Here is a 4,350-nt window from a genome sequence, read left to right on the forward strand (position 1 = left end):
ACCATGGTCATCCTGTGCGACATCCTCGATCCGGTTTCGGGTGAATCCTACAACCGCGATCCGCGCGGCACGGCCAAGAAGGCCGAGGCTTACATGAAGGCCGAAGGCATCGGCGACACCATCTTTGTCGGCCCGGAAGCCGAATTTTTCGTCTTCGACGACGTGAAGTACAAGGCCGATCCCTACAACACCGGTTTCAAGCTCGACTCCACGGAACTGCCGTCGAACGACGACACCGACTACGAGACCGGCAATCTCGGCCACCGTCCGCGCGTCAAGGGAGGCTACTTCCCGGTGCCGCCGATCGACAGCGCGCAGGACATGCGCTCGGAAATGCTGACCGTGCTCGCCGAGATGGGCGTGCGCGTCGAAAAGCATCACCATGAGGTGGCGGCGGCGCAGCACGAACTCGGCATCAAGTTCGACGCACTGGTACGCAACGCCGACAAGATGCTGATCTACAAATATGTCGTGCACCAGGTCGCCAATGCCTACGGCAAGACGGCGACCTTCATGCCGAAGCCGATCTTCGGCGACAACGGCTCGGGCATGCACGTCCACATGTCGATCTGGAAGAACGGCAAGCCGACCTTCGCCGGCAATGAATATGCCGGTCTGTCGGAAAGCTGCCTGTTCTTCATCGGCGGCGTCATCAAGCATGCCAAGGCGATCAACGCATTCACCAACCCGCTGACCAATTCCTACAAGCGCCTGGTGCCGGGTTACGAAGCGCCGGTTCTGCTCGCCTATTCGGCGCGCAACCGCTCGGCGTCCTGCCGTATCCCGTTCGGCTCGTCGCCGAAGGCCAAGCGCGTCGAGGTCCGCTTCCCCGATCCGGGCGCGAACCCCTACCTCGCCTTCTCCGCGCTGCTGATGGCCGGCCTCGACGGTATCAAGAACAAGATCCATCCCGGCCAGCCGATGGACAAGGATCTCTACGACCTGCCGCCGAAGGAACTGAAGAAGATCCCGACCGTCTGCGGCTCGCTGCGCGAAGCCCTGCAAAGCCTCGACAAGGACCGCGGCTTCCTGAAAGCCGGCGGCGTCTTCGACGACGACCAGATCGACAGCTACATCGAGCTGAAGATGGCCGAAGTGATGCGCTTCGAAATGACCCCGCATCCGGTCGAATACGATATGTATTACTCTGTCTGAGGCTTCAAGCTCAGACTAAGATACGCCATAATAACCAAGCCCTTGAAAGACTTCCCTCTTTCAAGGGCTTTTTGCTGCGCTCCAATAGGAATTGCCAGCTGACCGGCATGTCTCGCCTGCGCGGCAGCCACGCATGGACAGCCATATTGGTCTTTCGTCTTCGACGATCATACGATGCCTGGATTCTGGACCCACGGTCCATCGGAGCGGCCGGCCTGAGCGCGTCGGTCCGGTGACTTCAATCACTACTCGGCGATGTCCGGTGAAGATCAAGGCGGCCGGTCGGTCGCCAACGTTGGAGCCAGGAGCGAGCGGAGCACTGTCTCAGGCTACAGTGACCGCTCGTCCGGCGCCCACGCCAATGCCGCCGTTCAGAAAACCCCGCCCGTCCGAACAGCATTGCGTGACGTAACCCCAAGGCCTGCGAATACGCATGCCGTAGCGTGATCTGTCAACGCTGCAAGCCGGGCCGCGAATGACCGATTCTGCTGTATGAACAGATGCTTATGGAAGGTCCATTGCCCCAGATAAGGGCTGGAAAAGGCGCTTTTCCGGGCTTTATAGGGAGTGATCGCCGGAGGCTCACATGGCTGCGGCCAGAACTTCCGGGCGATTTGCGACCGCGTGAATTCCCTGACTTTTTCTGGGTATGTTTTACCAGGAATGCCGTCAGCCGGGTAACGGCCAAAAAAGAACCCCGGCGCGAAACGCCGGGGTCATCTTGTCATGCAGTCCGAAACGCTTACGCGGCGGCCGAAACCTGAGCGCTTGCCGGAACCGAGGCGATCGTCTTCAGGATCTGCGAGGCGATCTGGTAGGGGTCGCCCTGCGAGTTCGGACGGCGGTCTTCCAGATAACCCTTGTAGTCGCTCTTGATGAAGGAATGCGGCACGCGGATCGAGGCGCCACGGTCGGCAATGCCATAGCTGAACCGGTTCCACGGCGCGGTCTCGTGCTTGCCGGTCAAACGCTTGTCGTTGTCCGGGCCATAGACGGCGATGTGATCCATCAGGTTCTTGTCGAAGGCCGCCATCAGCGCTTCGAAATAGGCCTTGCCGCCGACTTCGCGCATATAGGCGGTCGAGAAGTTGGCGTGCATGCCAGAGCCATTCCAGTCGGTGTCGCCGAGCGGCTTGCAGTGGTATTCGATGTCGATGCCGTACTTCTCGGTCAGGCGCTGCATGAGGTAGCGGGCCATCCACATCTGGTCGGCGGCTTTCTTGGAGCCCTTGCCGAAAATCTGGAATTCCCACTGGCCCTTGGCAACTTCGGCGTTGATGCCCTCGTGGTTGATGCCGGCGGCGAGGCAGAGGTCGAGATGCTCCTCGACGATCTGGCGCGCGACGGAGCCGACATTGGAATAGCCGACGCCGGTGTAGTACGGACCCTGGGGTGCGGGATAGCCGCTCTCGGGGAAGCCGAGCGGCCGGCCGTCCTTGTAGAAGAAATATTCCTGCTCGAAGCCGAACCAGGCGCCCTCGTCATCGAGGATGGTGGCGCGCTTGTTGGAGGCATGCGGCGTGACGCCATCGGGCATCATGACTTCGCACATGACCAGCACGCCGTTGGTACGGGCGGGATCCGGATAGACCGCAACCGGCTTCAGCACGCAATCGGAGCTGTGCCCTTCGGCCTGCTGGGTCGAGGAACCATCGAAGCCCCACAGCGGCAACTGCTCGAGATCAGGGAATTCGGCGAATTCCTTGATCTGCGTCTTGCCGCGAAGGTTGGGGACCGGGGTATATCCATCGAGCCAGATATACTCGAGCTTGTATTTCGTCATTCTAGCCTCTCGTTGCTTGATCACCGAACACTGAACGGCGTCGACATGCGTCTGCCGTCAGCAGCCGGCCTGCCGCATTCTTAAAATGCAATTCGTGTGCCATTCTTGGTGTGAAGGGTGCGGCAAAATTGACCCGGTATCCACTCGAAGTCGGTGATCCGCCTAAGCGATGCGTTCCGATCAATCACAGTCGTTCTTTGCACAAATAGTGTGCAATTGCTGATCTTTTCATAGGCATATTGCCTAACTTGATTGCAGACCTTATCTTCGGATCAAGTTGAATCGAAAAGGTTCGGCAGAAGAAAGGAACCCGGCAATGGAAATCATTTCCACACGACCGTCGGCCACAATTTTGATGTTCCCGGTGGCAGCGCGCGCCGCTGCCTCAAATTTGAGCGGCAAGGCTAAGTTTGCGGCAGAGCTTGCCTCGCTGCGTGGTGCCCGCGCAGACTTCGGCGACGGCTGGTACCATGAGGCAGCCATCGAGGATGAGACCCGGGGCCGCAAGAGCTGACACAAAGGGCAGCAGCCCTCGCCAACGAATTGGCCTGAAAAGAGAAAGCCCGGCGCGATTGCTCGCGCCGGGCTTTCTTTTGAACACCGGGCCTGCCTACTCCTTGGCGTGCAGGTCGGTGCCGAGCGTATCCTTGACGAAGATCATGCCGATGACCAGCGTTATCGCCGCGATCACCACCGGATACCAAAGGCCATAGTAGATGTCGCCCTTATAGGCGCTGAGCGCGAACACGGTTGCCGGCAGCAGGCCGCCGAACCAGCCATTGCCGATGTGATAGGGCAACGACATGCCGGTGTAGCGAATGCGGGTCGGGAACATCTCGACCAGGATCGCCGCGATCGGCCCATAGACCATGGTCACGAACAGCACCAGGATGAACAGGATGCCGATCGTCATTGGCCAGTTCACTGCTGCAGGATCGGCGAACATGGCGAACGCGCCACCACCCGGAATGTTGTAGACGGTGACTTCGGGTGCGCCCGCCGCCTCGTCGGTGGTCAGCAGCTTGTCCTTGACTGCCTGGTCGATCGGCACCGTCGCCTTCTCACCGGCACGGATGGCAGCGGCATCCAGCTTCAGTTCCGGGTTGGCGGCAACAAACGCATCGAGCTTCTGGTCCGCAACCTTGGCTGCCGCGCGCTTCAGCGGATAGCCGCCGTCCTGCAGCGACATGTTGACGGCCTTGATGAAGGCGGTTTCCTTGGCCTTGGCCTGATCGCCGGCGGCGATGGCGTCATAGGACTCGACCGTCTCGTTGCCGATCTTGACAGATGCGGGTGTGCCGGCGGCGGCCGTCGACACGACGTCATAGGGAACCGAGTTCTTGGTCAGGAACGAGGTCGCGATATCGCAGGATGTCGTGAACTTCGCGGTACCCACCGGATTGAACTGGAAC

4 protein-coding genes are annotated in these 4,350 nt (G+C 60.1%); 2 read left to right on the forward strand and 2 right to left on the reverse strand.

Annotated features, from left to right (window positions below; genetic code table 11):
• Positions 1-1,155: type I glutamate--ammonia ligase (gene glnA, locus EN984_RS24210; RefSeq protein ID WP_127383998.1), on the forward strand; the 1,155-nt coding region annotated here is incomplete at its 5' end.
• Between the two features lie 742 nt (positions 1,156-1,897).
• On the opposite strand, the gene EN984_RS24220 is transcribed toward glnA, so the two are convergent.
• Complete coding sequence (locus EN984_RS24220) at positions 1,898-2,938, reverse strand: glutamine synthetase beta-grasp domain-containing protein (protein WP_127260164.1); 1,041 nt, start codon at positions 2,936-2,938, stop codon at positions 1,898-1,900.
• Positions 2,939-3,254: 316 nt separating this feature from the next.
• Here EN984_RS24220 and EN984_RS24225 point away from each other — a divergent pair, with 316 nt between their 5' ends.
• Positions 3,255-3,452: a DUF2735 domain-containing protein gene (locus EN984_RS24225; protein ID WP_127269123.1), complete on the forward strand. Its 198-nt coding sequence runs from the start codon at positions 3,255-3,257 to the stop codon at positions 3,450-3,452.
• Positions 3,453-3,548: 96 nt separating this feature from the next.
• Here the strand turns inward: EN984_RS24225 and EN984_RS24230 are convergent.
• The coding region (locus EN984_RS24230) for an MFS transporter (protein WP_164765609.1) at positions 3,549-4,350 on the reverse strand (802 nt) is incomplete at its 5' end.

Source organism: Mesorhizobium sp. M7A.F.Ca.CA.004.12.1.1, from assembly GCF_003997835.1.
Taxonomy (GTDB): domain Bacteria; phylum Pseudomonadota; class Alphaproteobacteria; order Rhizobiales; family Rhizobiaceae; genus Mesorhizobium.

Coding starts and splice junctions, on each gene's coding strand:
- EN984_RS24220 (WP_127260164.1), bottom strand. CDS start 2,938: ATGACGAAATACAAGCTCGAGTATATCTGGCTCGATGGATATACCCCG.
- EN984_RS24225 (WP_127269123.1), top strand. CDS start 3,255: ATGGAAATCATTTCCACACGACCGTCGGCCACAATTTTGATGTTCCCG.